This window comes from Legionella stuttgartensis (assembly GCF_977063405.2).
On sequence record NZ_CDRUHA020000022.1, the window covers coordinates 167,567 to 192,497 of the forward strand.

The following is a 24,931-nucleotide window of genomic DNA, read 5'->3' on the forward strand; positions in this document are numbered from 1 at the left end:
AGTATGAATGGTAATATTCTCATAATTGATGACGATATAGAGCTAACTGATTTATTAGCCCAATATTTGGACCCCGAGGGATTCAATGCTGTCTGTGTCCATGACGGTGAAAGTGGAGTAAAAAAAGCCTTAAATCAGACTTTCGATGCAATTATTCTTGATGTCATGTTACCAAAACTGAATGGTTTTGAGGTATTAAAAGCGATTCGTGAACATTTGGAAACACCTGTCCTCATGCTAACTGCTCGTGGAGATGATATCGATAGGATCGTGGGTCTTGAGATCGGTGCCGATGATTATCTGCCTAAACCATGCAATCCTCGCGAATTAGTAGCTCGTTTACGTGCTATTTTGAGGCGTACTCAAAAGATACCCACATCAAGACCTATCATTGAGCAACATGATATAGTTGTTGACTGCTCCAAACGTCATGTAACTATGGGCGGAAACTATCTTGAACTGACTAATGCTGAATTCAATATTTTAGAAATGCTTATAAAATCACCAGGACAAGCATTTTCTAAGGAAGAGCTTACTGAATATGCTCTAGGCAGAAAATACACTGCATATGATCGTAGTATCGATGTTCATATCAGTAATCTAAGAAACAAGTTAGGAGATAACCCTCAAGGTGAACCTATAGTTAAAACTGTTCGTGGATTTGGATACATGTTTAATGCGTAGTTTGTATTGGAAAATTTTTATTTCATTTTGGCTCGCCACAATACTTATTATTTTTACCACAGCCTGGGTTATCAGTCACATCGTACAAAAATCATCATTACCTGCCCAAGAACAGCTATTTATGGATAGCTATGCAAATGCGGCCGTTGCAACCTACGAATCAGGTCGACAAACTGCATTATTAAAATGGTTAAATAAAATTGGTATTTCACGCCATATGTCAATTTATTTATTATCCAGCACCGGTGAAATTATTGGCACGCAAGCAGCGCCAGAAAACGTAAAAGAAGTTGCAGAAAACTTACTACAAGATCAACTAAGTGAAGGTATTTTAAAATCAGGCAAACTTATCGTAAGTCATGAAATTTTATCCACTTCAGGAAAATTTTACCGACTTGCAGCTGTAAGTGAAAAGCCAATCTCTCATTTTGTTGATGTTCCATGGGCTGGTCTTGCCATTCGTCTCATTTTGGCAATATTTATCAGTGGTCTTATTTGTTATTTATTATCCCGCTACTTAACCCAGCCATTACGATCGTTGGGAATGGCCGCTAAATCAATTGCTACTGGGAAATTAAATACGCGTGTTGGACATCTAAGAGGGCATTATAATGATGAAATAGCTCAATTGAGCCATGAGTTTGATCGTATGGCAGAACAGCTAGAAACCCTAATCAACTCCAAAGAGCGATTGTTACAAGATATTTCACATGAGTTACGCTCACCTCTTGCTCGACTGCAAATTGCAATAGAATTAGGACGTAATAAAACACACGGTCTAGCAGATACAGAGTTTAATCGTATGGAACTCGAATGTTCTAGGTTAAATGCTTTAATCACTGAGGTACTGGATTTTGCTCGTTTGGAGAAATCAACAACTGATCTCAATTTAACTAATGTTGAGCTTTCAACTCTTTTATTCAATATCATTAGAGATGCCAATTATGAAGTTGGTGAAGAAACACCTCGAGTCAACGCGGGTGTAATTGAACCATGTTTCTTGCTCATTGATGAACGATTAATTCATAGAGCAATAGAAAATGTAGTTCGAAATGCACTCCATTATTCGCCAGCCACAGAACAAGTGATTGTTTCATTAAAACATGATGAAACTAAAGAACATATCTATATTGATATTAAAGATAAAGGTCCTGGTGTACCTAAAGATCAGCTAGGTAGGATATTTAGTCCATTTTATCGTGTTGATACGTCAAGAACAAAAAAAACAGGTGGATATGGATTAGGATTAGCCATCGCCGCTCGTGCCATTCAATTACATCATGGTGAAATTATGGCTCTAAATAACCCTGATGGAGGACTGCTTGTGCGGGTTATTCTTCATTCAACTCCGGAGATCAATGCCGAACTATCTGAACCAAATTTAGTTATGGATAATACATAAGCATATGATATGAAAGTAAATAATTGATTGATACTTCTTTTTTATTAACTTTTATATTCTTAAACAGATGAAATAAACTATTTTTTTCTGTTTAATTAAGGTACAATTTGCAGGGTTAAAAAAATCTCCAGGATTACTTTTATATGACCATAGCCCAGAAATTAGATAGAGCAAGTGGCATCTTTTTCTTTGCTGGCTTTTTGCTTTCAAAACTCCAGTATATCCCTTTTCCACTCGCAGCAGCAATATTTCGATTTCTTTCACTGGGCATTTATTCATTAGCCTATCTGTGTTGGTTTACAGCGTGCCATCTTCATCCAGATCACCCAGAACACTATCGCAAATGGTATGGTTTTGCACAAATTAAAGAGCAATTCCTTTATTCTTCAATTATAGGGTTCACAGCAACAATAATAAGTGTCGCTGCTATTTTTGTACCGGCCTTATTTCCTCCTGCAGCATGGCTATTTCTTCTTGGTAATATATTATGGTCAATTGGTGAGTATCATAAATTAAAAAATCCCCCTCCCGATGAAAATTTTTCTTCGACACGACAAAGCGCTTATTTATCATACGCTAAAACATCAACAGTCATAAGCTTAGTAGCTGCGACTGCAGCTACTTTCATATTTTTATTTCCGCCGGCAGCAATACCTATTACTATTTTTTCACTGCTCATTTGTGTGGGACTGGGTGCATTAGCATTTGAATTCTGGTTAAATTGCAATTTCGGACAACATGAACCAGACCATGCTAATAGTTATTATGAAATGACTGAAACATTAGGCCCCTCAGTTTCCGAGGAACACTCTAACTCTAAGTCACCCGAACCAGAACCCAGTTGCTTCAGCGGCTTTTTCTCTAATCCCAAGCAAAAATCCCCTGAACCAACTAAATCAACTGTTAAGGTCCAAGAACATAAAGAAGAAGATAGTCTTAAAGACAATACTCTTTTATACTTATAGACTGCCAGTTTTAATTGAGATTTATAATGGATCAGATAATTACGAAAATGATTTCAAATGCACATAAGGCGCTCGCTCATTCGTACTCGCCCTATTCCAAGTTTAGCGTGGCTTGTTGTATATGCACCGATAAAGATAATTTATATACCGGCGTCAATGTCGAGAACGGCTCTTATAGCTTAGCTGTATGTGCTGAAACATCAGCAATTTCTGCAATGGTTTCTGCAGGGGAACAACATATTAAAAGTATGGTCATCCTTGCGGGAACAAATTTATTGTGTTCACCTTGTGGTGCATGCAGGCAAAGGATCCATGAATTCTCCACAGCAGATACTCTGATCCATCTATGTAATAAAGATTCAATATTACGTAGCTTAAAGATAAATGAACTCCTACCATTGGCTTTTAATTTTGATGTTAACCCTTAATTAATAGGAAAATTTGTATGACAGATACTGCACAAAAGCAGAGCTATGCCCATTTAGCAGCAAACTATATCAAAAAACTATATCCTTCATTTAAACCAAGAATTGGTGTGGTTTTAGGATCAGGATTAGGGAAATTTGCTGATGAGTTACACGATTCTGTACGAATCAGTTATGAAGAATTACCAGGATTTCCTAAGATTACCGTACAAGGACATGGTGGTAATTTAATTTTTGGATATTTGAATAATGTGGGTGTTGTTTGCTTACAAGGTCGCGCTCATACGTACGAAGGTTCCGAGAATTATGAAGCAGTTAAAACCTATATTCGTACTTTAAAACTATTAGGATGCGATTATTTCATTGCCACAAATGCTTCAGGCTCATTAAGAGAAGATGTTGGGCCCGGAGAATTAATGCTTATCTCGGATCATATCAATTTACAACCCAGCAATCCTTTGATTGGCCCTAACGATGATGAGTTTGGCCCAAGATTTTATCCATTAGATAATGCTTATGACAAACAAATGCGTTTTGACTTATTATCTACTGGAGCAAAAAACTCAATTAAGCTTACCGAAGGAGTTTACATTTCGGTTTTAGGCCCTCATTACGAAACAGCTGCCGAAATCAGAGCATTTAAAGTTTGGGGGGCTGATGCTGTAGGCATGTCTACAGTACCAGAAGTCTTAGTTGCAAATCACTGTGGGATGCACGTAGCAGTTATTGCTATGATTACTAACTACGCAACTGGCCTTTCAAAAACAGCACACAGTCATGAATCTGTAGTTGCAATGGCAGAAAGTGCTGCGGAAAAATTGAATTTAATTCTGAAACAATATATTGCGAGTATAAAGTGACTTTAGAGACCCATTTTAATGAGGTCATGGAGACGTTGCTTGGTAGTAATTCTAAAAGAATCATCCCTGGCAAGCAACTTATTCACTCCATTGATCTTACTTTATTGGATGAACATGCACATTCTGAAACATTATTACAATTAAAACACAACGCAAATCACAATCAAGTTGCTGCGCTCTGCGTTTACATACAGCATCTTGATCAATTTTCTTCACAAAATGTGATTGATTTAGCTACAGTGATTAACTTTCCTCATGGAAGTGAAGAACTAACCAGTTCACTTGAATCTATAGCAAAGGCAATGGAGTTAGGAGCTACAGAAATTGACTATGTATTTCCTTACCACATGTATCTTCAAGGGCAAAAACAACTCGCGTTAAATCAATGCAATTTTATTGCCCAATTTTGTAAGCAACATAAGCTTATGCTAAAAATTATTTTAGAAACGGGCGCCTTTCCTGACATCACAACTATTTACCATGTGAGTAAAGAGTTAGTCGAGTCGGGCTGCGATTATCTTAAAACATCAACAGGGAAAATATCCGCAGGTGCATCCTTATCTGCAGCATTTGCCATGTTAAGTGCGATTCGAGATGGCGGGAAATCCTGCGGTATTAAGATTTCGGGTGGCATAAGGACACCACAGCAAGCACATAATTATGCAACACTCGCAGAGTTAATGATGGGCAAACATATTAATAAAAGCTGGTTTCGCATAGGCGCCAGCAGTTTATTAGAAGAACTGTTAAAAATAAATTAATTCTCAGTTATACTTCATACGGTCGCAAAATTAATTAGTACGTGACATCGATAATCCCTATTTGCTTAGAGATAAGCACGCGAAGTTGCATTTCGTATGGGGCTCTTATCTTTATCGTGTTCCTTACTGGAGTTTAAGTATCTATGAATCGAAAAAACTTATTTAAACCTATTTTAGTACTTGTCTTTGGACTTATTTTAGCTAGCTGTAATAAAGCATTACCTCCTGGTGAATATGATTCAAATGAGGTAGGCAAGATTAAAAAAGTAATTCCGGGTACAATTATATCTAAACGACCTGTGAATTTACATCGAAATACGAGCAATGTAACTAAAAGCAATAGTTTTGAGGACAATGGCTATAACCAATCACATGGTGTTGAATATGTGATTAAATTAAATTCAGGGGGAATTATTTCTGTGGTACAAGCAGAAGATCTCAAACTGAAAACCAAGCAAAAAATACTTGTAATTTATGGAAAAAATACTCGAGTTGTTGCAGATAATGGAAGCGATATTTATTAAAATCTAAAATGAATGACCTGCGCTTTATTTCACATAAACGCAGGTAACTCAAAATAGCATTACACCTCAGATGAAAATAAGCATCATTAGGATTAAGCTATTCAAATAACAATTCGTCACCCTAAATCCTAATTGTCATCCCTAAGTTCGACCCGTTATAATGAGGAACTTACGACGAAGGATCTCCCTTCTTTAGCATAATCACTGGAGCTCCCTCGCTGTGCACGGAAGACAGTTGGGAAAAACCAACCCTATTTCAGTAACCAATGCCAACAGCCAACCACATTAATGCCCCATAATAGGTACTCACAATAAAGGCTTTGAAGCAATCTTGAGGAACTCTTTTATTAATTAGTTTTTGTTGGTAAATCAAGATAACACCCGCTATCAACCAAAAAATATAAAAGAATAAATTGATTTGATTCATAAATGCCCAATATAACCACAAACTATGAAATAAACCTTGTAACAAACCAATAATCATACGATCATAGCTAGCAAAATAAATCGCCGTAGACTTCACACCAATTCGTAAATCATCCGCTTTATCAGCCATGGCATACATAGTGTCATAAGTCAGAATCCACGAAAAATTAATTAAAAACAATAAGAAACATTCACTATTCAAATATCCATCGGATGCCACATATGCCATAGGTATCCCCATAGAAAATGCCAAACCAAGGACTAGTTGGGGGGCGTCGAGAAAGCGCTTACAGAAGGGATATAATAGAGAAATAAATAACGCAATCAATCCAAGATAAAAACAATTTCGAGGAAGCTGAATTAATATAAATAATGCCACTAAAAGTAATATTATTAATAAAAGGAAAGACTCAGGCAAACTAACTTCACCAGCAGTTAACGGTCTTAATTTCGTGCGGGCAACATGCTTATCGATATTTCGATCAGCAATATCATTGATCACGCAGCCTGCTGCACGCATAAGTACGGTACCACATAAAAAAAAGATTAACAGTTTAAGTGATGGTATTCCTTTATTCGCCAACCATAGAGCCCATGCTGTCGGATACCAAAGCAACAGGATTCCCACAGGCTTATCGAAACGCATTAATCGCCAATATGCATTCCACTTCATGAATTAATGTTCTCAAGCTCAGGTAACATAATTTCAGCCAAATAAAATGATTCTTTCTGTTGAAAAGAAAATTCGGTTAGCCGAACCCAAAGCATTCCATTAATTGAATGCAGATTCCTTTTAACCCAATAATATTCCAAGCATTGTTGATCCACCGGATAGCTTGTCCATTGAACACGATGCACTCGAACTTCATTAAAAATTAAGTTTTTTATGGATTCATTTTCTAAACGTCTAAAAAAATTAGGATCAAGCTCATAACATTTTTTAGGAATAATACTACGTGCATACCAATAAACAACATCATGACTTTTCATCATGATTTCACGCTGAAAGATCAAATTATCTTGAATTTGTAAAAGGTTTCTATCCCACCAATCCGTATTAGTCCAACATTGAGAAATAAGCTCAATCTGTGCTTCACCCTTAATTTGCTGCAGTTTATCAGTTAAGGACGCGTTATAATTAAGCCACTCTGTAAGTTGCTCCGAACTTTGTGCATTTATTTTGAAAATAGAATGGGTATTAATAGACATGTATTTTAGCTACTTATTACAAAATATAGTTCGGCATGATCTTACAAAATTAACGCATCTGCGACAAGTTATTGCTAACTCTTATTCTTCCCAGTCGATTTAAAACAATAACCACCTGTTCATGGGTATCTAGATTCATTAAAATAAAACGTCCATTGCTAATCGCTTGTCCGGGATAAGTTGAAAAGCTGATCCTCTTTGTCGAACTTGCTCCATCCCAATGCAAGTCCCAGCGAGGATGGTTCCATTGCCATTGATAAATCACTTCCATTTGATTCGTTTTTTTATTTAAAAAATTTAAAACAAGGCCATTCGACCAATTAGATGACACATCGAGCGGAGAAAGATGTACAGGATTACCAAGAATAATCGCTTGCATCTTGGCATATTGTATTGCCGTTCGAAGTTCCTCAATTATTGTTTTCTGTTCATTTTTTTTAAAAAAATAAGTATATGAACCAATCCCTATTATTGATAAACCTATGAACACTGACATCGTTATTAGTAACTCCAGCAGCGTAAGACCTGGTATTTTCATAAATAAAAAATTATTCCATTTTATTTTTTGATTTGCGAGTTACCTTATAAAATACCACAGTTCAATAAACATATTACATACTAAAGGAAAATGTTTCATCAGACTCTAAATCGCCATAATCATCCTCGTAATAAACACCCGATATCACTGTTTGCATCGGCTCATATTTTCTGCTCAATGAACGAAGCATTCGTGGATTAACTTCAGAATTCTTACTCAATAAATCGAGTATGCGTGAACATTGAGAGAAAGATAAATCCCAACGTGAAAAATACTCCTCTTTATATAAATTTTTATTGCTATTAAGCAAATCTAACAATCGACTCATCGCTTCATATATTTTCTCACTAGGATTTTTTTTAAGCTCTTTTAATAAATTGATTGCAATATGAAAAATGACATGCGTTTCATTACGAATTTTTGCAAAATGACTCAAACACTCAAACGGAGCTTTTAACGAAAAAGCATGACGTGCATAATCAAAAATCTTTTTATCAGAGCTGTCCTTAACTAAATCTTGTGATAATTTTAAAAAAATAGGATATATCGCAAGGAGGATCTTGTGATGGTCTTTTCTACTTGACGATGAGGAGGCATGGGGTATTTCATTACCAAAAAAAGTTAGTTGAGTATCATCTTGCTTAGGCGTTTTTGGGGAAGAAGTTGTGGCACTAAAATAAAGTCTCCGCAATTCCTGCGCTTGTTGCATTAACTCACTTTGATTAGGCGCACTAGATTCTTCAATTAGTCGGTACACTACTTCAAACCAGTGCCTATCACCTCGATAACAACAATAGGAAAGTAATTCACCCAGAGAACTAAATGTTGTGTACATAAACTCTTCATTTTCATATTCGTTATCCTCATTTTTATGATAACGCATATTCAAATAGTTATTTGTCTCTTGATAACCGGAATCAATCATTTGTTTTCTGGTTTCTTCCCCCACGGTAAATGATGAGGTGGATACATTATCAACATTAATTACAATGGATTGACATGCGTATTTTCTCAATTTCAAGCGATCTTTTTCCCAACCACTAGCTGGATCACTAACACCAGTTAATAATCTATAAATCCAATTTAAGACCACATTTTCTCTATAAACTCTATCCATCACACGATCAATGGCCTTTCTTTCTGGGCCGTCATCAAATTTAACAGCTAATACTTTTAAGTTATTACCATATTCTGATTCGAGAAATGTGGAGTGATCATCAAAAAAAGCCTCAGTAGGAAAATTATTTAATATACCGCCATCATTATGTTCCTCACCATCAATAAGCGTTGATCTATAAACTATAGGAAAACTGGCGGATGTTTTAACCGCTTCACTCACCTCAAAATTTGGCGAGCGAAAATAAGAGAAATAACGCGTTTTTCCCTGGGGTTTATTTGTTGCTGTAACTACCAACTCTTTTCCAATTCCACACCCTGGGCATTTTTGCCGAATTTCTTCTAAGGTTGCAAATGTGATTTTGCCTTGGGGATATGGAATTTGATATTTAGAAACAATTTGATCCAGTTTATAGGCAATCGCATAATCTAGAGCAGTCTTTAGTGAATGAGCTTCGGAAATCCCATTGATATTTATATCAAAATGCACTAAATGCTCATGTTTGAAATGTTTAAATAATGCTTCAATTTCCTCAGCTGTATATCCTAAATAACACATTAAGGCCATAATAGCTCCTGCGGAGCTACCGGCGAATTTTTCAGGATATATTTTTGCCTCGTTTAGTGCTTTCCAAACACCAATATGAGCAAAAATTTTTGCGCCACCACCGCAAAGAACTATATTTTCAATATTGGGTTTTCTTTCCCTTACTAAAATTTCATGTGATTTTAAAAACCGAAATACTTCTACTTTTTTTGTTTGATATAGTGGTACTACGTGTTTTTCTTTAATTGATTTACTTTTAACTTTTTCGTCGTTTATCCAGGGAAACAACCAAGTCCAAATGCGAACATACCATGGTTTTAAAGACATATATCGCTGCATCTTTCGATAATCATGCATTTTATCTAGGCGTTCTTGAGGATCAGACACTTCTATCGATTGCGGATGAGGGCTTTTACATATTGATTCAAAATTAATATTTTTTATATTAAGTGAGATAAGCTGATCGACTAATTTATCGGTAATAAAAACTCGTTTTGTATTTCCTAAAGGTTCTTGCTGGGAGTCATCAGGATCTTTATATTTTGTTCCAGTCCCTGGGACTAAAAATTGGTTAAAACCTATTAATGTCCCATGATGACCATGACACATTTGAATACCAGTCAATTGATAATGAGATATATTTTTTAGTGATAAATCTAAATCACTTATTTTCCAATGCTCTAAATATTGTCCCTGAAACCAGCTTACTATTCTTCCCCACCAGGTTAAAGCAACTTCAGCTGTGAAACCACGATACTCATTTACTGTTACACCACTTAAAAATGCTTTAGTTTTCTCTTTTTGATGAGGCTCCAAAAGCCATTGTTTAAATAATACTCTTTTCTCATCACTTACCCGTGTAAAATCGAACATTATTTGTTCGTTATCAAATAGATAATTACCAAAAGCAATTTTATTATCGGCGGGGGAACCATTAATTTCTAAACGGCCTAAATAGGCTGTCATAATAATTTTTTTTAATAAATCAAGATTTTGAGCATATGGGTGTGCGTCAGATTCAAGCAGCTGACTTATTACGTGTTGTGGTGTCATCACTTATCCTTAAGTTATGATAATCCATTAACCATTCAGCAATAGTCGAAGCACTCCATGCTTCCAATTGATTTATTGCTAAATTGATCTTGCTATACTTAACTCGAGTCTTGCTGTTTCCATCACCTTTTGTTCAAACGATACGATTACGATTCCTTTTTGTTTTATTATTTTTAACCATCACAAATATAATTAACACAAATTTATCAGAAATTAAATAGACTAAATTATTCGAAATGGACATACTTATAGTATTAAGCCAGAGATGGCTTTAATGGTACCTAGGCCACATTTTGAAATGTACCTAGGCTATATATAGGATTAATTTTGAATATTCTTTAAAATTTCAGCGACAACCAGTTCAGGATTTATTGCTTGTGTGATTGGACGTCCTACTACCAAATAATCACTACCTTCTTCAATGGCCTGTTTGGGTGTCATTACTCGCGATTGATCATCACTGACGTTATTTGGCAATCTGATGCCTGGAGTTACCGTGATAAATTGATTACCACAGGAACCCTTTATTACCTTTACTTCTTGAGCGGAACAAACCACTCCATCCAAACCTGCGTCCTTTGTCAAAATAGCTAATTTTTTAACATGGTCTATTACAGGGGTATTAATCCCAACTGAAATTAATTCATTTTGATTAAAACTGGTCAATACAGTCACTGCAATTAAGATGGGTCTACTCGCGCCATAAGAATCAATAGCATTCCTTGCTGCTTGCATCATACTCATTCCACCAGAAGCATGGACATTCATCATCCACACCCCGAGCTCAGCCCCTGCCGTACACGCTTTTGCAACTGTATTAGGAATATCATGAAATTTTAAGTCTAAAAAAACTTTAAATTTTCTTTTGATCAATTGCTTCACAAAACTTGTACCAAGGAGTGTAAAAAGTTCGCTTCCTACTTTTACAGCACAACTGTTAGGATCAAGCTTTTCAACTAAATTTAACGCATCATGCTCATTATCAAAATCCAGTGCAACAATTAATTTAGGCATCATTTATACCATAGCCTCTTCTTCATGAACTTCTAGAGCACTTTTTACAGCTGTAACTATTTTTATTTGCTCTGCTTCTTGCAAATAAGGATGCATAGGTAAACTAATAACCCGACTACTTGCATATTCTGCATGAGGAAAATCACCCATTTTATAACCAAGATATGCCATGGCAGTTTGTTGATGCAGGGGTACAGGATAGTGCACAGCAGTTGGAATTCCGGATTCTTGCATTGCCTTCTGGAACGCATCTCGATTACTTACTTCAATAGTATATTGTGCATAAACACTTGTATTGTAGCTATGAACGAAGGGCGTTTTTACTAAAGGTGAAAGAATCTGATCGTATGCTTTAGCAACTCTTTGGCGCATAATAATTTCATCTGGGAACAATTTCAATTTCTCAATTAAAACAGCAGCCTGAATCGTATCCATTCGCCCATTTATTCCTATGCGGTTATGGCAATAACGCGCATTTTGACCATGAATTCTTATTTCAATAAGTTTTTGAGCTAAAACATCATCATTGGTAAAACAGGCACCTGAATCTCCATATCCACCTAAAGGTTTTGATGGAAAGAAACTAGTACATCCAATCGTTGATAAAGCACATGAATATTTACCTTTATAAGTTGCACCAAAACTTTGTGCTGCATCTTCAATCACTGGTATACCGTAATGAGCTGCGATAGCATTAATTTCATCATGATCAGCACATTGACCATATAATCCCACTGGCATTATCGCCTTAGTTTTACTGGTAATTGCAGCTTCAAGCTTATTAGGGTCCATGTTATAAGTAAGTGGATCAATATCTACAAAAACAGGCTTAGCTTGACAAAGACTAATCACCTCAGCAGTAGCGAAAAAACTAAAAGGAGTAGTAATTACTTCATCTCCAGGCTGTATTTCCAAAGCCATTAAAGCCATTAATAACGCGTCTGTTCCACTTGAATTGACAATAGCATGTTTAACTCCTATAAAATCAGCTAATTGCCTTTCAAGTTGAGCAATTTCAGGCCCCATAATATATTGACCATGATCCAAAACGTTTTTAATACTGGCTAAAATTTCGTTTTCTATTATTGAATATTGTTTTTTTAAATCGATAAATTGCATCATAATCTCTTAAAAAATTAGTTAATATCCTTCCAATCCATGGACAGGTTTCATTCTTCCCCAGTTTTTACAGCTGGGACAATGCCAATGAAGATGTTTGCCACCAAAACCACAATGAACGCATCGATAAACTGGCTTATTGTCTAAAAATTTACTTGTTATATCATAAAGCATTTGTAACTTATCACGTACCTTTCCGTGAGCAGACTCAAGATGCCAATAGGTTAATTGATTTAAACCTCGTATGGATGGATGTTTACTCAAGTTATCCGCAACGAAATCTATCGCAGCATCCATATTTTTTTGTTGTCTTAAATATTCCGCTATTACAAAAATTACTGAAGCTCTAGGATTATCCTCTAAGGTCTCTTCAAGATACTTGACACACTCATCCATTGTATTTAATTCTTTATGGCATACAACTAGAGGTTCGATAATTTCTGTTAAAAAATCAGCATCTTGCTGAGGAACACGTTTTAATGAGCGAATTGCTTGTTTGTAACGCCCTTCTTTCATTTCGAGGCTTGCATTCATTAAGCTGGCTCTAACTGATTCATTATCAACGCTTATAGCTTGCTTAATACAATATGTAGCTTTATCAATTGCATTGCTTTTTAATGCCTGATTGGCCATTTCACAATAATAATGAGCCGCTTGATTATGAAAACTAGTCCCTGTTGAAATTTCAAGCTTTTTAATTACATCCAAAGCTTTTTCCCAAGCTTTTTCTTGTTGATAAATGGCTAACAAACCATGCAAGCTACTGGTTTCTTTAGATCCCCCTAATTCTACAACCTCCAAAAAAATTCGCTCTGCACGATCGAATAAACCAGCACTCATATAATCCTGGCCTAAGGCCATTAATGATTCTTTTCTTTGTAAAATACTTAATTGAGGTCTCGCAATTAAATTTTGATGAATACGTATCGCTCTATCAACTTCACCACGGCGCCTAAACAAACTCCCTAACGCAAGATGTGTTTCTACCGTATCACTGTCAACCTCTAGTAATTTAATAAAAACATCAACAGCTTTATCAGGTTGCTCGTTTAAAAGATAATTAAGTCCTACAACATATTCACGGGATAAACGGTTATAAAGAGTGGGGTCGCTCTTGGATTTACTACGATTTGCCAACCACCAACCAGACCACGCAGCAGCAGGCAATAGTAATGGCCATAAATCAATCATTATTACCCTCCCCTCTGCATGTTAGACTTCATAATAACAAAAAAATTAGTGTTGATCTTGCAATGGAATTGATCGTAAGTTTTTAATTTCTTTTTCAGTTAATTTTAATTGGTTTTTAATTTTGTGGCATTCAGCTTTTAAACGCCAATATCTTCCAATAAAAAGTATAAAACCTACTAAAATCCCAATACCTAACATGATTGTCATAAGAACAGAGATAGGCATTGTTATTGTTTTAAAATATAAATTAACATCCACTGAAGTTGCATTTAGAGCAGCAAAACTAACGCCAATAATGATAAGAAGTATATAAATAACTAGCATTAATATGCGCATAAAATTCTTCCTTTTTTGTTTCCAGGGCAATTCGAAGCGGAACCCGGGATCTTCCAGGATGATACTGTAATTTAAACCTGAGCTCCACTTCGGTTCACACAGGTTATTAAAATATACAAACAAAAAAGCGTAGAGAAATCTACGCTTTTTTAACTAATTGACAATAAAGAAATTAATCACTCTCTTTACTTGCCATTTTTTCTTTCAGCAAATCACCTAAGGTTGTTGTTGAAGTACCTTCGGTTCTAGAGTATTTCTTAATCGCATCTGCTTCATCTTGAGCATCTTTCGCTTTTACTGAAAGAGTAATTGAACGATTTTTACGATCAACATTTATGATTTTTGCTTCAATCTCATCACCTTCTTTGACAAGAGTAGTCGCATCATCAACACGCTCATCGGACAATTCACTTGCACGAATAGTACCAGTAATATCATCGGCTAAAGCTACAGTAACTGTTTTAGCATCTACAGCGACAACAGTGCCTTTAACTATGGCGCCTTTAGTATACTCATCAACAAAACTCGCGAAGTTATCGCCTTCAAGTTGTTTTATACCCAAAGAAATACGCTCACGCTCAGGATCTATAGCAAGAATAACAGCTTCCAACTCTTGTCCTTTCTTAAACTGTTTTACTGCTTCTTCGCCAGCAACTGTCCAGGAAATATCAGACAAATGAACCAAACCGTCAATATCTCCATCCAAGCCAATAAATATTCCGAAGTCGGTGATTGAACGAATCTTACCACTTACTTTTTGGCCTTTATTGTGTGCGGCAGCAAATTGTTGCCATGGATTACCAACACATTGTTTCATGCCTAAAGAAATACGGCGTCTTTCTTCATCAATTTCAAGAACCATAACATCAACTACATCACCCAGAGAAACTACTTTACTTGGATGTACGTTTTTATTGGTCCAATCCATTTCAGACATATGGACTAAGCCTTCAACACCTTCTTCGATTTCAACAAAGCAACCATAATCAGTGATATTAGTTACTTTACCTTGTAATTTTCTGCCTATTGGATAACGTTCTACTAGATCAACCCAAGGATCGTTACCTAATTGTTTCATGCCTAAAGAAACACGGTTTCTTTCGCTATCAAAACTCAATACTTTTACTTTTACGTCTTGGCCAACGGATAATACTTCACTTGGATGTTTTACACGCTTCCATGAAATATCAGTGATATGCAACAAGCCATCTATGCCACCCAGGTCAATGAATGCACCATAATCGGTAAGGTTTTTAACAATACCATGAAGTTCTTGACCCTCATGTAAGGACTCAAGCAATGCTTGTCTATCAGCACTACTTTCTTCTTCAACAACTGCACGACGTGATACAACGATGTTGTTGCGCTTTAAATCCATTTTAATAACTTTGAATTCAAGCTCTTTGCCTTCTAAATAAGAAGGATCTCTTACAGGTCTGACGTCTACTAATGAACCAGGTAAGAAAGCGCGTATGGTACCAATTTCAACAGTAAATCCGCCTTTAACTTTTCCGGAGATAAGACCAGTAACTGTTTCATTGTTTTCATGTGATTTAGATAATTTACGCCAAGCTTCCTGACGTTTTGCTTTTTCTCTTGAAAGGAGCGTTTCGCCGTAGCCATCTTCTACAGAGTCCAGTGCTACTTCAACAGTATCACCCAAGCTAACTTCCAATGCACCATCTTTGTCATAAAATTCTTCTTTAGGTACAATACCTTCAGATTTTAGACCCGCATTTAAAATGACATAGTCACTATCGATTCCGATAACTTTAGCATTAATAATGGCACCAGGATAAAATTGAGCACCGGCAATACTTTGCTCAAACAATTCTTTGAAACTTTCAGACATGTTAATAAACTCTTTAGTAAAAAAATGAAAGATTGAGTTCCACTCATCTTTCCCCCAACAAATAATTAAGCACAGTACAAACGTTCATTAATTAATTTTAATACAATATTAAACACTTGTACAATGGATAATCTGGTTGTATCAATTTGCACTGCATCATCTGCAGGCTTCAATGGCGCATGCGTACGAGCAGTATCCCTTACATCACGCTTAGCCAATTCTTCTACAACCTGCGCGAGGCTAACATTAATTCCCTTTTCTTTCAACTGTAAATAACGTCTATTTGCTCTTTCTTCTTCATTAGCATATAAAAATATCTTTAAAACAGCATCAGGGAAGACTACGGTACCCATATCTCGACCATCAGTAACGAGTCCTGGAGATTGTGCAAAATTACGTTGCCGCTCGAGTAAAGCATGTCTAACTTCTTGAATCGCAGCAATTTGAGATGCGTCTTGGCCACATTGCTCACTTCGAATTTCAGAACTGATATTCATCTCATCCAAAATGGCTTGTGCCCCATAATCATCAGAAGATTCAAAGCGTAAATTTAGTGAACGCGCTAATGCAGTCAATTTATCTACATCGTGAAAGTCAATTTTATTTTTCCTAGCAGCATAAGCGAGAACACGATAAATAGCACCACTATCAAGCATATTCCATTTAAGATGTTTCGCAAGTAATTGGCATAAAGTGCCCTTACCAGTGCCACTTGGTCCATCTAAGGTTATAACAGGTACTGTGTCATTGTACATTATTAACAGTTTCCTCTATTTGTAATTGAAGCTCCTTTGCTGTTTCCACAAACAAAGGAAATGAGGTAGCTACATTGACACAATTTTTAATAGTAACAGGTTCTTTAGCTACAGCCCCAGCGATTGCAAAAGACATGGCGATACGATGATCACCTCTGCTTTCAACAGTACCTCCGTTTAAGGTTCCTCCTTCGATCAGTACTCCATCGTCTAATGCATTTGCATGAATACCTAATTCTTTTAGACCATCAACCATAGCAGCAATCCGATCACTTTCTTTAAGGCGTAATTCACTTGCGCCGTGCAGCGTAGTTTGTCCTTGTGCACAAGCTGCGGCAATAAAAATTACAGGGAACTCATCAATTGCAAGAGGTACCATATTTGAATCTATGTTAATTCCTTTCAATGGTGCATATTGAACTCTCAAATCAGCAACCCATTCTTCTCCAAGTTGTCGTTGGTCTAAAAGAGTAATATTAGCCCCCATCTCCAATAAAATATGCAGTATTCCAGTACGCGTTGGATTAATACCTACATTTCGAATGAGAATATCAGAGTCAGGAATAATAGTGGCTGCAACAATGAAAAATGCCGCAGATGAAATATCTCCAGGAATATCTATCTCAGTGCCAATGCATTCACTCTCTGAGTTAACAATTAAAGTATTACCTGAACGATGAACAGGATAAGAAAAGTTTTTGAGCATTAGTTCTGTATGATCACGGCTCACACCTGCTTCTGTGATTTGGGTCTCCCCTTCAGCATAGAGACCAGCCAATAAAATGCATGATTTAACCTGGGCACTCGCTTCGGGCATAACATAATGAATCCCTTTAAGTTTTTTGCCGCCTCTAATTGTGAGCGGAGGTTTTCCATCTACAGTAGTAATATCGGCACCCATTTGTGTTAATGGTTTACTAACCCGCATCATCGGTCTTTTTAATAAGCTCTCATCCCCTGTTAGTTGACTATCAAAAGATTGGGCAGCTAATAATCCTGCAAGCAGTCGCATACTGGTTCCAGAGTTTCCACAATCAATAACCTTATCAGGCTTTTTCAATCCATGCTTGCCAACCCCATAGATTACCACTTGTTGTTCATCAGGACCTTCTATGGTTACTCCCATTGCTTGGAAAGCTTTTAGGGTTGCCATGCAATCATCACCATCAAGAAATCCATTAATGATCGTTGTTCCCTTAGCTAAAGAACCAAAAATAATGGAGCGATGTGAAATAGATTTATCACCAGGTACAGTGATCTCACCATTGATTGACCGAACAGGTTTACTGATAAAATTATGTATTCTCACTAACTATTTTCCTTTGCAAACTCAGACATGAACTCTATAAGCGCATCAACGCCGGTAATGGGCATTGCATTATATAGACTCGCGCGAATTCCACCAACGAATCGATGCCCCTTCAAAGCATATAAACCACGTAGCTGTGCCAAATGTAGAAATTCATTCTCTAATGTATCATTCTTAAGTGAGAAACAGACATTAACTATAGAACGAACCTCAGGATCTACATGAGTTGTATAAAAATCGCTGTTATCCAAATATTGATATAATTTAGCTGCCTTTTGACAATTGAGACGGTATATTTCTTCAATTCCACCTTGCGTTTTTATCCAATCAAACATTTTATCCGCTAAATAACAATTAAATACTGGTGAGGTTGCAAAAAGCGAATGATGCTCGACTTGAATTTTATAATTTAACATTGTTGGCACTTGGGGAATCGGCATTTTTTCTAATAAATCATCCCTAATAATTACTATTGTTAGCCCGGCGTTTGCTATATTTTTCTGTGCTCCCGCAAAAATTAAACCATAATTTTTGACATCGATAGGTTCACTAAGCAAAGCAGACGTCATATCAGCGATTAAAGTAATATTTTTAGTTTTGGGAACAGAAGGAAATCGCACCCCATTCACAGTTTCATTGGGAGTGTAATAAACATAGGATGTATTTTCTTTTATGTCCCAGCTTCGTACATCAGGGATTGTTTTATAACCATTTTGTTCATCACTGGCTATACAATATGCTTTTTTTAAAAGTTGTGCTTCAGAAAAAGCCATCTGTGACCATATACCGGTGACCAGATAGCCTGCTTGATCTTCTGGACCCAATAGATTCATTGGAATCATAGCAAACTGAGTACGGGCAGCCCCGCCCAAAAATAAGACATGATAATTTGAAGGGATAAAGAGTAATTCTCTTAAGGACTGTTCCGCGCGCGATAAGAGAGTTGTAAACTCCGGGCTCCGATGCCCAACCTCAAGAACAGAAACGCCAAGATTTTGCCAATCTAGAAACTCTTCTTGTGCTTCCTTAAGAATAGCCTCAGGAAGCATTGAAGGGCCAGCACCAAAATTATAGACTCTAGTTGTCATCGCCATTTTCTTCAATTTCAGTTATGTCATCGGACTCATTAGAATCCTCGCCTAAATCTTCAATCTTTTGCATACCCACTACTTTTTCCCCGGGGCTAACATTAATTAAGCGAACACCTTGTGTATTTCGACCAATCACAGACAACTCATCGATCTTAAATCGTACCAGCGTGCCTTTATCGGTAATCAACATTGCTTCATCTGCATCAGTAACCTGCACTGAACGGACAACTTTACCATTACGCTCACTTACCTGAATGGAAATAACACCTTGTCCACCACGTCCAGAAACTCGATACTCTTCGATGGAGGTACGTTTTCCATATCCATTTTCTGTTGCAGTCAATATGGTTCCATCTGGATGAGCGACAACTAAGGATATTACTGCTTGTCCCTCTTCGATGCGAATTCCTCGTACCCCACGGGCAGTACGGCCCATAGGTCGGACTTTACTTTCATCAAAGCGTACTACTTTACCCGCATCAGTAAATAGCATGATATCCTTACTACCATCCGTAATATCAACTCCAACCAAACTGTCATCTTCATCAAGATCCACAGCAATAATTCCATTAGATCTTGGTCTGCTAAATGCATTTAAAGGTACTTTTTTAACCGTTCCTTTTTTCGTAGCCATAAAGACATAGAAACCTTCTTGGTACTCTCTGACGGGTAGCATGGCGTTAATTTCTTCGCCTTCAGCAAGTGGTAATATGTTAATAATCGGACGACCCCTAGAGATACGACTGGCCAAAGGAAGCTGATATGCTTTTAACCAATAAAGTTTTCCGAGGTTAGAGAAGCAAAGCAATGTGTCATGCGTACTTGCAATAACTAAACGAGAAACAAAATCCTCATCTTTAACATTTGTTGCGGATTTACCCTTACCACCTCGACGTTGAGCTTGGTATGCACTAAGAGGTTGGTATTTTACATAGCCTTGATGCGATAGAGTTACTACTACATTTTCTTCAGTAATTAAGTCTTCGATTGTTAAATCTTCTTGTGATGCAGTGATTTCAGAACGACGTTCGTCACCAAACTGAGTTTTTATATCAAGGAGCTCATCACGTATTACTTGCATGAGTCGCTCTGGAGAGGCCAATATTTCCAATAGCTCACGAATTAATTGCAATAATTCTTCGAACTCACCTAAAATTTTATCTTGTTCTAAAGCGGTTAAGCGATGAAGTCTTAATTCAAGAATAGCTTGAGCCTGAGCCTCTGATAATTTATAACCATTAGCCCCTAATCCAAATTCAGCGGCCAAATCATCAGGCCGAGAGGCATCAGAGCCTGCTCTTTCCAACATCGTTTTAACCATGCCTGGTTGCCATAGCTTAGCAAGCAATGCTTCTTTAGCGTCCTGAGGGGTTGGTGATTTTTTAATCAAATCAATCATTTCATCAATATTTGCTAAAGCTATTCCCAAGCCTTCTAATAAATGAGCGCGAGCACGTGCTTTTTTCAGATCAAAAAGGGTTCTTCTAGTTACAACTTCTCGTCGGTGTTTAATGAAATATTCAAGAATTTGTTTCAAGTTCAAGGTACGCGGTTGGCCATCAACCAAGGCAACCATATTAATTCCAAACACATTTTGCATTTGGGTATGGGCGTACAAATTATTTAAGATGACATCAGCCACTTCATTACGTTTTAGCTCGATTACAACTCGCATACCTTGTTTATCAGACTCATCCCTAAGTCCTGAAATTCCTTCAATCTTTTTATCTCGCACCAACTCAGCAATACGTTCAACCAAACGCGCCTTATTTACTTGATACGGGAGCTCCGTGATAATAATGGATTGTCGCCCTGAATCTTCATCCGTTTCAATTTCAGTTCGGGCCCGAATAATTGCGCGCCCTTTTCCTGTACGATAGCCTTGTATAATTCCAGCTCGGCCATTGATAATTGCGGCTGTTGGGAAGTCTGGACCAGGAATGATTTCCATAATGTCGTCTAAACTAAGCTCAGGATCATCAACCAGAGCAATACATGCATTAATCACTTCAGTAAGGTTATGGGGTGGAATATTCGTCGCCATACCTACCGCAATACCAGAAGAACCATTAACCAATAAGTTGGGTATACGTGAAGGCAAAACTACAGGAGCAAATTCTGTTTCATCATAGTTCGGGCTAAAATCTACCGTCTCTTTCTCAAGATCCGCTAATAAAGCATGAGCTACCTTAGACATTCTTACTTCGGTATACCGCATTGCCGCAGGCGCATCGCCATCTACGGAACCGAAGTTACCCTGACCATCAACCAAAAGATAACGCATTGAAAAAGGTTGTGCCATACGAACAATGGTGTCATAAACTGCTGTATCGCCATGTGGGTGGTATTTACCGATTACATCCCCTACGACACGTGCCGATTTTTTATAGGGTTTATTCCAGTCATTGCCTAATTCACTCATTGCGAAAAGTACGCGTCGATGAACCGGTTTCAGCCCATCACGAACATCAGGCAAAGCCCTGCCTACGATAACACTCATCGCATAGTCTAGGTAGGATTGTTTTAATTCATCTTCGATATTAACTGGCAAGATTTCTTTAGCTAGATAAACCATAGTTTGGACGTATCCTTGACGATAAATTTTAATGATAAAGGATACCATACAGACGGATTTAATTAAATCATCTACACTAAAATGTACCCTAAGTACTGCATTGCCCTCAGTATTTTCCTAGTCTAAATGATAAAATATGCCCTAAATTTTGATTCTCATCACAACAGAGATAAATTTGTTACTTTTTTACTGTCATTCTTTGAAATTCTAAACCATAATAAAATTGACTGTAAGTGCTCATTTTGTATATAGTGCCACGCACAAACAAATGAATCCTTTATCAGGAGAAGCAATGACAAAAAAAACAGCGAAACTTAGCCTTGAAGGCCAAGAGCCACTTGAATTACCGGTATATACACCTACGTTAGGAAATGATGTAATTGATATCACACAACTGGGTGCGCGTGGCGTTTTTACTTTTGATCAAGGTTTTTTATCGACTGCCTCCTGTGAATCTAAAATCACTTATATAGATGGTGATAAAGGGATATTACTCTATCGAGGCTATCCAATCGAGCAATTAGCTGAGAAAAAAGATTTTCTGGATGTAAGTTATCTTTTACTCAATGGCGAGCTACCTAGTGCCGATGAAAAGAAAAAATTTGTTAATTTAATTAACAACCACACTATGGTACATCAACAAATGTATCAATTCTTGAATGGTTTCCGACGTGACGCACATCCAATGGCAATTATGGTCGGAATGGTTGGAGCTTTATCTGCCTTTTATCATGACACCATGGATTTGAATAATGCGGAAGACCGATTTATTTCTGCAATACGCATGGTTGCTAAAATGCCTACTTTTGCGGCAATGAGTTATAAATATTCAATAGGATTACCCTATATATATCCACAAAATAAAATGTCTTATGCGGAAAACTTCTTACATATGATGTTTAGCGTTCCTACTGAAGAATCAACGCCTGATCCTGTTCTGGTACGCGCTATGGATACTATCTTTATTTTACATGCGGATCATGAGCAAAATGCATCTACCTCCACTGTTCGTCTAGCTGGTTCAACAGGAGCAAATCCTTTTGCATGTATCTCTGCAGGAATCGGTGCCCTATGGGGACCCGCTCATGGTGGTGCGAATGAGGCTTGCCTGAATATGCTCAAAGAAATTGGAAGCGTTGATCGCATTCAACATTACATCAAGCGCGCAAAAGATAAAGATGATCCATTCCGATTAATGGGATTTGGTCACCGTGTTTACAAGAGCTATGACCCCAGAGCAAAAGTAATGCGCCAAACCTGCTATGATGTATTGGAAGCAGTTGGTGCAAAAGATGCTCCGTTATTCAAGCTTGCTATGGAACTTGAACGGATTGCTCTTGAAGATGATTATTTTATTGAGAAAAAACTTTATCCTAATGTTGACTTCTATTCCGGTCTGACTTTAAGTGCTATAGGAATTCCAACAAATATGTTTACAGTAGTCTTTGCTTTAGCCCGTACTGTTGGTTGGATGAGCCATTGGATGGAAATGGTTGCCACTAAATCAAGAATTGGTAGACCACGCCAGCTTTATACTGGTGAAAAAACAAGAAATGTTCCTTAAGCTTGGATTCAGGTTCTTACAGTCGTTAAGTAAAGAATTGTCGTTCCCGCGAAGGCGGGAACCCATTCTAAAGAATGTTTACCCTTTTATTTTTTGCAAAGCCTTCCTCCAGCCACGATAGTCCTGCTCAACTTGCTCCAAAGCCCTTTGCGGTTTAAGTGATTGCTCTACATCCCAAATTGCGTGCAGCTCATCCAAAGAATTAAAAATTCCGCACCCCAAAGCCGCTAATATAGCCGCACCCTTTGCAGTTGTTTCAATATCTTTAGGTTTTTCTATCTCTAATTGACATTGATCTGCTAAAAATTGCAAAAACCACCGATTAACTGCCATCCCACCATCAACTCGCAATAAGGATAAATCCAATTGGCTGTCCTCTCTCATACAAAAACATACTTCACGAGTTTGATAACAAACCCCTTCTAATGCTGCGCGAGCAAAATGAGCTCTATTAGTGGATAAACTCAAACCGAACATGGATGCTCCAGGGGCAGATAACCAATGTGGTGCACCTAACCCTGTGAATGCTGAAACTAAATAAACTCCATCATTTCCATTCAAGGAGCTTGCCAGGGCCTCAGTTTCATCAGAACTTGTTATTAACTTCATTGAATCGCGTAGCCATTTTACAGTTGTACCTGCATGATAAATACTCCCTTCTAACCCATATACAGTTTTTCCTTGAATCTTATAAGCAATTGTGGTTAGGAGTTTATGCTGTGATAATACTGGTTTATTACCCGTATTTAGCAATAGGAATGCACCCGTACCAAAGGTTGCTTTTACCATCCCTATTTTAAAACACCCTTGACCAATTAAAGCAGCTTGCTGATCACCAGCAACTCCCGTAATTGGTAATTCAATACCAATCCATTGCTTATCCATCATCCCAAAGTGGCTATCACTTGCACAAACCTTAGGTAAAACAGACTCGGGTATTTTGAAATAATCAAGTAAATCTAAATCCCATTGTTCTTTTTTAATGTTAAACAGCATCGTCCTCGATGCATTGGTCACATCGGTTAAATGCAAATGCTCCGTAGTTAAACGCCATATTAGAAAACTGTCAATGGTACCGAAAGCTAAGTCGCCTTTACCTGCAAGCTCTTTTGCTTCTTGATTGTTCTCTAAAAACCATTTTAATTTAGTTGCAGAAAAATAAGGATCCGGAATTAAACCGGTTTTTTCTTGTATCATCGATGCATCAATTGCTAACGTATCGCAGTATTTGGCCGTTCTCCGATCTTGCCATACAATTGCAGGAGCAAGACATTTGCCTGTCTTTTTATCCCAAATTACTGTAGTTTCCCTTTGGTTTGTTAAACCACAACAAACTATTTGATCGGCTGAAACTTTAGCTACAACATCACGCATAGCAATTAAGGTTTTTTGCCATATTTCTTCTGGATCATGCTCAACCCACCCTGTTTGAGGATAATGTTGAGTAAGCGGATATTGACTACTAGCAACTAACTCACCATAAACATCATATATCATGGCTCGGGTACTACTCGTTCCTTGATCAATTGCAAGTAAATAATTCATTGTTGCAGCGTTCCTTGTCCCAACTATTAGTGTATATTGATAGTGTATACTTTTTTTCTGGAGACCAAAA

General features: G+C 37.2%; 22 protein-coding genes. 8 read left to right on the forward strand and 14 right to left on the reverse strand.

The genetic code is table 11. The features are described from left to right. Positions 1–3: 3 nt before the first annotated feature. From cpxR to ACWTEW_RS06390, 7 genes are all read left to right on the forward strand, one after another. Positions 4–684, forward strand: coding sequence for a two-component system response regulator CpxR (gene cpxR, locus ACWTEW_RS06360; protein ID WP_454780875.1), 681 nt, complete (start codon positions 4–6; stop codon positions 682–684). Further along, positions 677–2,086, forward strand: a complete 1,410-nt coding sequence (gene cpxA, locus ACWTEW_RS06365; RefSeq protein WP_454780876.1) for a two-component system sensor histidine kinase CpxA — start codon at positions 677–679, stop codon at positions 2,084–2,086. The genes cpxR and cpxA overlap by 8 nt, the downstream gene beginning before the upstream one ends. 143 nt (positions 2,087–2,229) lie before the next feature. Beyond that, on the forward strand, positions 2,230–3,051 hold the full coding sequence (locus ACWTEW_RS06370; protein ID WP_454780877.1) for a hypothetical protein: 822 nt from the start codon (positions 2,230–2,232) through the stop codon (positions 3,049–3,051). Between the two features lie 26 nt (positions 3,052–3,077). After that, positions 3,078–3,479, forward strand: a complete 402-nt coding sequence (gene cdd, locus ACWTEW_RS06375) for a cytidine deaminase (RefSeq protein ID WP_454780878.1) — start codon at positions 3,078–3,080, stop codon at positions 3,477–3,479. A gap of 17 nt (positions 3,480–3,496) precedes the next feature. Next, positions 3,497–4,336: a purine-nucleoside phosphorylase gene (locus ACWTEW_RS06380; protein ID WP_454780879.1), complete on the forward strand. Its 840-nt coding sequence runs from the start codon at positions 3,497–3,499 to the stop codon at positions 4,334–4,336. Further along, positions 4,333–5,097, forward strand: a complete 765-nt coding sequence (gene deoC, locus ACWTEW_RS06385) for a deoxyribose-phosphate aldolase (protein WP_454780880.1) — start codon at positions 4,333–4,335, stop codon at positions 5,095–5,097. Before ACWTEW_RS06380 ends, deoC begins: the two co-directional genes overlap by 4 nt. A gap of 143 nt (positions 5,098–5,240) precedes the next feature. Continuing rightward, the gene (locus tag ACWTEW_RS06390; protein ID WP_454780881.1) at positions 5,241–5,621 is read left to right on the forward strand and encodes a hypothetical protein; all 381 of its coding nucleotides are present in this window, start codon (positions 5,241–5,243) and stop codon (positions 5,619–5,621) included. A 256-nt stretch (positions 5,622–5,877) separates the two neighbouring features. Here the strand turns inward: ACWTEW_RS06390 and ubiA are convergent, their stop codons facing one another. The 13 genes from ubiA to gyrA all read right to left on the reverse strand — a co-directional run bounded on the left by ubiA (position 5,878) and on the right by gyrA (position 21,752). Further along, on the reverse strand, positions 5,878–6,720 hold the full coding sequence (ubiA, locus tag ACWTEW_RS06395) for a 4-hydroxybenzoate octaprenyltransferase (RefSeq protein ID WP_454780882.1): 843 nt from the start codon (positions 6,718–6,720) through the stop codon (positions 5,878–5,880). Beyond that, positions 6,717–7,256 carry a chorismate--pyruvate lyase family protein gene (locus ACWTEW_RS06400; RefSeq protein ID WP_454780883.1) on the reverse strand — a complete coding sequence of 180 codons (540 nt, stop codon included), beginning with the start codon at positions 7,254–7,256 and terminating at the stop codon, positions 6,717–6,719. The genes ubiA and ACWTEW_RS06400 overlap by 4 nt, the downstream gene beginning before the upstream one ends. A 49-nt stretch (positions 7,257–7,305) precedes the next feature. Continuing rightward, entirely contained in the window at positions 7,306–7,794 is a 489-nt protein-coding gene (locus ACWTEW_RS06405; protein ID WP_454780884.1) for a GspH/FimT family pseudopilin, read from the reverse strand. A 73-nt stretch (positions 7,795–7,867) separates the two neighbouring features. Further along, positions 7,868–10,510, reverse strand: a complete 2,643-nt coding sequence (gene vpdC / locus ACWTEW_RS06410; RefSeq protein WP_454780885.1) for a Dot/Icm T4SS effector VpdC — start codon at positions 10,508–10,510, stop codon at positions 7,868–7,870. A 321-nt stretch (positions 10,511–10,831) separates the two neighbouring features. Further along, on the reverse strand, positions 10,832–11,527 hold the full coding sequence (gene pyrF / locus ACWTEW_RS06415; RefSeq protein ID WP_454780886.1) for an orotidine-5'-phosphate decarboxylase: 696 nt from the start codon (positions 11,525–11,527) through the stop codon (positions 10,832–10,834). Beyond that, positions 11,528–12,643 (reverse strand): DegT/DnrJ/EryC1/StrS family aminotransferase, encoded by a 1,116-nt coding sequence (locus tag ACWTEW_RS06420; protein WP_454781273.1) that lies wholly within the window; start codon positions 12,641–12,643, stop codon positions 11,528–11,530. 21 nt (positions 12,644–12,664) lie between these two features. Beyond that, the gene (gene lapB / locus ACWTEW_RS06425; RefSeq protein WP_454780887.1) at positions 12,665–13,834 is read right to left on the reverse strand and encodes a lipopolysaccharide assembly protein LapB; all 1,170 of its coding nucleotides are present in this window, start codon (positions 13,832–13,834) and stop codon (positions 12,665–12,667) included. A 45-nt stretch (positions 13,835–13,879) separates the two neighbouring features. After that, positions 13,880–14,170 carry a LapA family protein gene (locus ACWTEW_RS06430; RefSeq protein ID WP_454780888.1) on the reverse strand — a complete coding sequence of 97 codons (291 nt, stop codon included), beginning with the start codon at positions 14,168–14,170 and terminating at the stop codon, positions 13,880–13,882. 172 nt (positions 14,171–14,342) lie between these two features. Continuing rightward, positions 14,343–16,022 (reverse strand): 30S ribosomal protein S1, encoded by a 1,680-nt coding sequence (gene rpsA / locus ACWTEW_RS06435; RefSeq protein ID WP_454780889.1) that lies wholly within the window; start codon positions 16,020–16,022, stop codon positions 14,343–14,345. A 65-nt stretch (positions 16,023–16,087) separates the two neighbouring features. Further along, positions 16,088–16,777 carry a (d)CMP kinase gene (cmk, locus tag ACWTEW_RS06440; RefSeq protein ID WP_454780890.1) on the reverse strand — a complete coding sequence of 230 codons (690 nt, stop codon included), beginning with the start codon at positions 16,775–16,777 and terminating at the stop codon, positions 16,088–16,090. Further along, positions 16,767–18,086 (reverse strand): 3-phosphoshikimate 1-carboxyvinyltransferase, encoded by a 1,320-nt coding sequence (gene aroA, locus ACWTEW_RS06445; protein ID WP_454780891.1) that lies wholly within the window; start codon positions 18,084–18,086, stop codon positions 16,767–16,769. The genes cmk and aroA overlap by 11 nt, the downstream gene beginning before the upstream one ends. Next, a complete protein-coding gene (serC, locus tag ACWTEW_RS06450) occupies positions 18,086–19,174 on the reverse strand; it encodes a 3-phosphoserine/phosphohydroxythreonine transaminase (RefSeq protein ID WP_454780892.1) in 1,089 nt (362 codons plus the stop codon). Before serC ends, aroA begins: the two co-directional genes overlap by 1 nt. Then, complete coding sequence (gyrA, locus tag ACWTEW_RS06455) at positions 19,164–21,752, reverse strand: DNA gyrase subunit A (RefSeq protein WP_454780893.1); 2,589 nt, start codon at positions 21,750–21,752, stop codon at positions 19,164–19,166. The genes serC and gyrA overlap by 11 nt, the downstream gene beginning before the upstream one ends. A gap of 292 nt (positions 21,753–22,044) precedes the next feature. On the opposite strand from gyrA, the gene gltA reads away from it, so the two are divergent. Next, on the forward strand, positions 22,045–23,316 hold the full coding sequence (gene gltA / locus ACWTEW_RS06460; protein WP_454780894.1) for a citrate synthase: 1,272 nt from the start codon (positions 22,045–22,047) through the stop codon (positions 23,314–23,316). 78 nt (positions 23,317–23,394) lie between these two features. On the opposite strand, the gene glpK is transcribed toward gltA, so the two are convergent. Beyond that, positions 23,395–24,861 (reverse strand): glycerol kinase GlpK, encoded by a 1,467-nt coding sequence (gene glpK, locus ACWTEW_RS06465; RefSeq protein ID WP_454780895.1) that lies wholly within the window; start codon positions 24,859–24,861, stop codon positions 23,395–23,397. Positions 24,862–24,931 lie beyond the last annotated feature (70 nt).

Excerpts from the sequence above, each read along its gene's own strand:
- cpxR (WP_454780875.1), top strand. The coding sequence starts at position 4 with ATGAATGGTAATATTCTCATAATTGATGACGATATAGAGCTAACTGAT.
- cpxA (WP_454780876.1), top strand. The coding sequence starts at position 677 with ATGCGTAGTTTGTATTGGAAAATTTTTATTTCATTTTGGCTCGCCACA.
- ACWTEW_RS06370 (WP_454780877.1), top strand. The coding sequence starts at position 2,230 with ATGACCATAGCCCAGAAATTAGATAGAGCAAGTGGCATCTTTTTCTTT.
- cdd (WP_454780878.1), top strand. The coding sequence starts at position 3,078 with ATGGATCAGATAATTACGAAAATGATTTCAAATGCACATAAGGCGCTC.
- ACWTEW_RS06380 (WP_454780879.1), top strand. The coding sequence starts at position 3,497 with ATGACAGATACTGCACAAAAGCAGAGCTATGCCCATTTAGCAGCAAAC.
- ACWTEW_RS06390 (WP_454780881.1), top strand. The coding sequence starts at position 5,241 with ATGAATCGAAAAAACTTATTTAAACCTATTTTAGTACTTGTCTTTGGA.
- ubiA (WP_454780882.1), bottom strand. The coding sequence starts at position 6,720 with ATGAAGTGGAATGCATATTGGCGATTAATGCGTTTCGATAAGCCTGTG.
- ACWTEW_RS06400 (WP_454780883.1), bottom strand. The coding sequence starts at position 7,256 with ATGTCTATTAATACCCATTCTATTTTCAAAATAAATGCACAAAGTTCG.
- ACWTEW_RS06405 (WP_454780884.1), bottom strand. The coding sequence starts at position 7,794 with ATGAAAATACCAGGTCTTACGCTGCTGGAGTTACTAATAACGATGTCA.
- vpdC (WP_454780885.1), bottom strand. The coding sequence starts at position 10,510 with ATGACACCACAACACGTAATAAGTCAGCTGCTTGAATCTGACGCACAC.
- pyrF (WP_454780886.1), bottom strand. The coding sequence starts at position 11,527 with ATGATGCCTAAATTAATTGTTGCACTGGATTTTGATAATGAGCATGAT.
- ACWTEW_RS06420 (WP_454781273.1), bottom strand. The coding sequence starts at position 12,643 with ATGCAATTTATCGATTTAAAAAAACAATATTCAATAATAGAAAACGAA.
- lapB (WP_454780887.1), bottom strand. The coding sequence starts at position 13,834 with ATGATTGATTTATGGCCATTACTATTGCCTGCTGCTGCGTGGTCTGGT.
- ACWTEW_RS06430 (WP_454780888.1), bottom strand. The coding sequence starts at position 14,170 with ATGCGCATATTAATGCTAGTTATTTATATACTTCTTATCATTATTGGC.
- rpsA (WP_454780889.1), bottom strand. The coding sequence starts at position 16,022 with ATGTCTGAAAGTTTCAAAGAATTGTTTGAGCAAAGTATTGCCGGTGCT.
- cmk (WP_454780890.1), bottom strand. The coding sequence starts at position 16,777 with ATGTACAATGACACAGTACCTGTTATAACCTTAGATGGACCAAGTGGC.
- serC (WP_454780892.1), bottom strand. The coding sequence starts at position 19,174 with ATGACAACTAGAGTCTATAATTTTGGTGCTGGCCCTTCAATGCTTCCT.
- gyrA (WP_454780893.1), bottom strand. The coding sequence starts at position 21,752 with ATGGTTTATCTAGCTAAAGAAATCTTGCCAGTTAATATCGAAGATGAA.
- gltA (WP_454780894.1), top strand. The coding sequence starts at position 22,045 with ATGACAAAAAAAACAGCGAAACTTAGCCTTGAAGGCCAAGAGCCACTT.
- glpK (WP_454780895.1), bottom strand. The coding sequence starts at position 24,861 with ATGAATTATTTACTTGCAATTGATCAAGGAACGAGTAGTACCCGAGCC.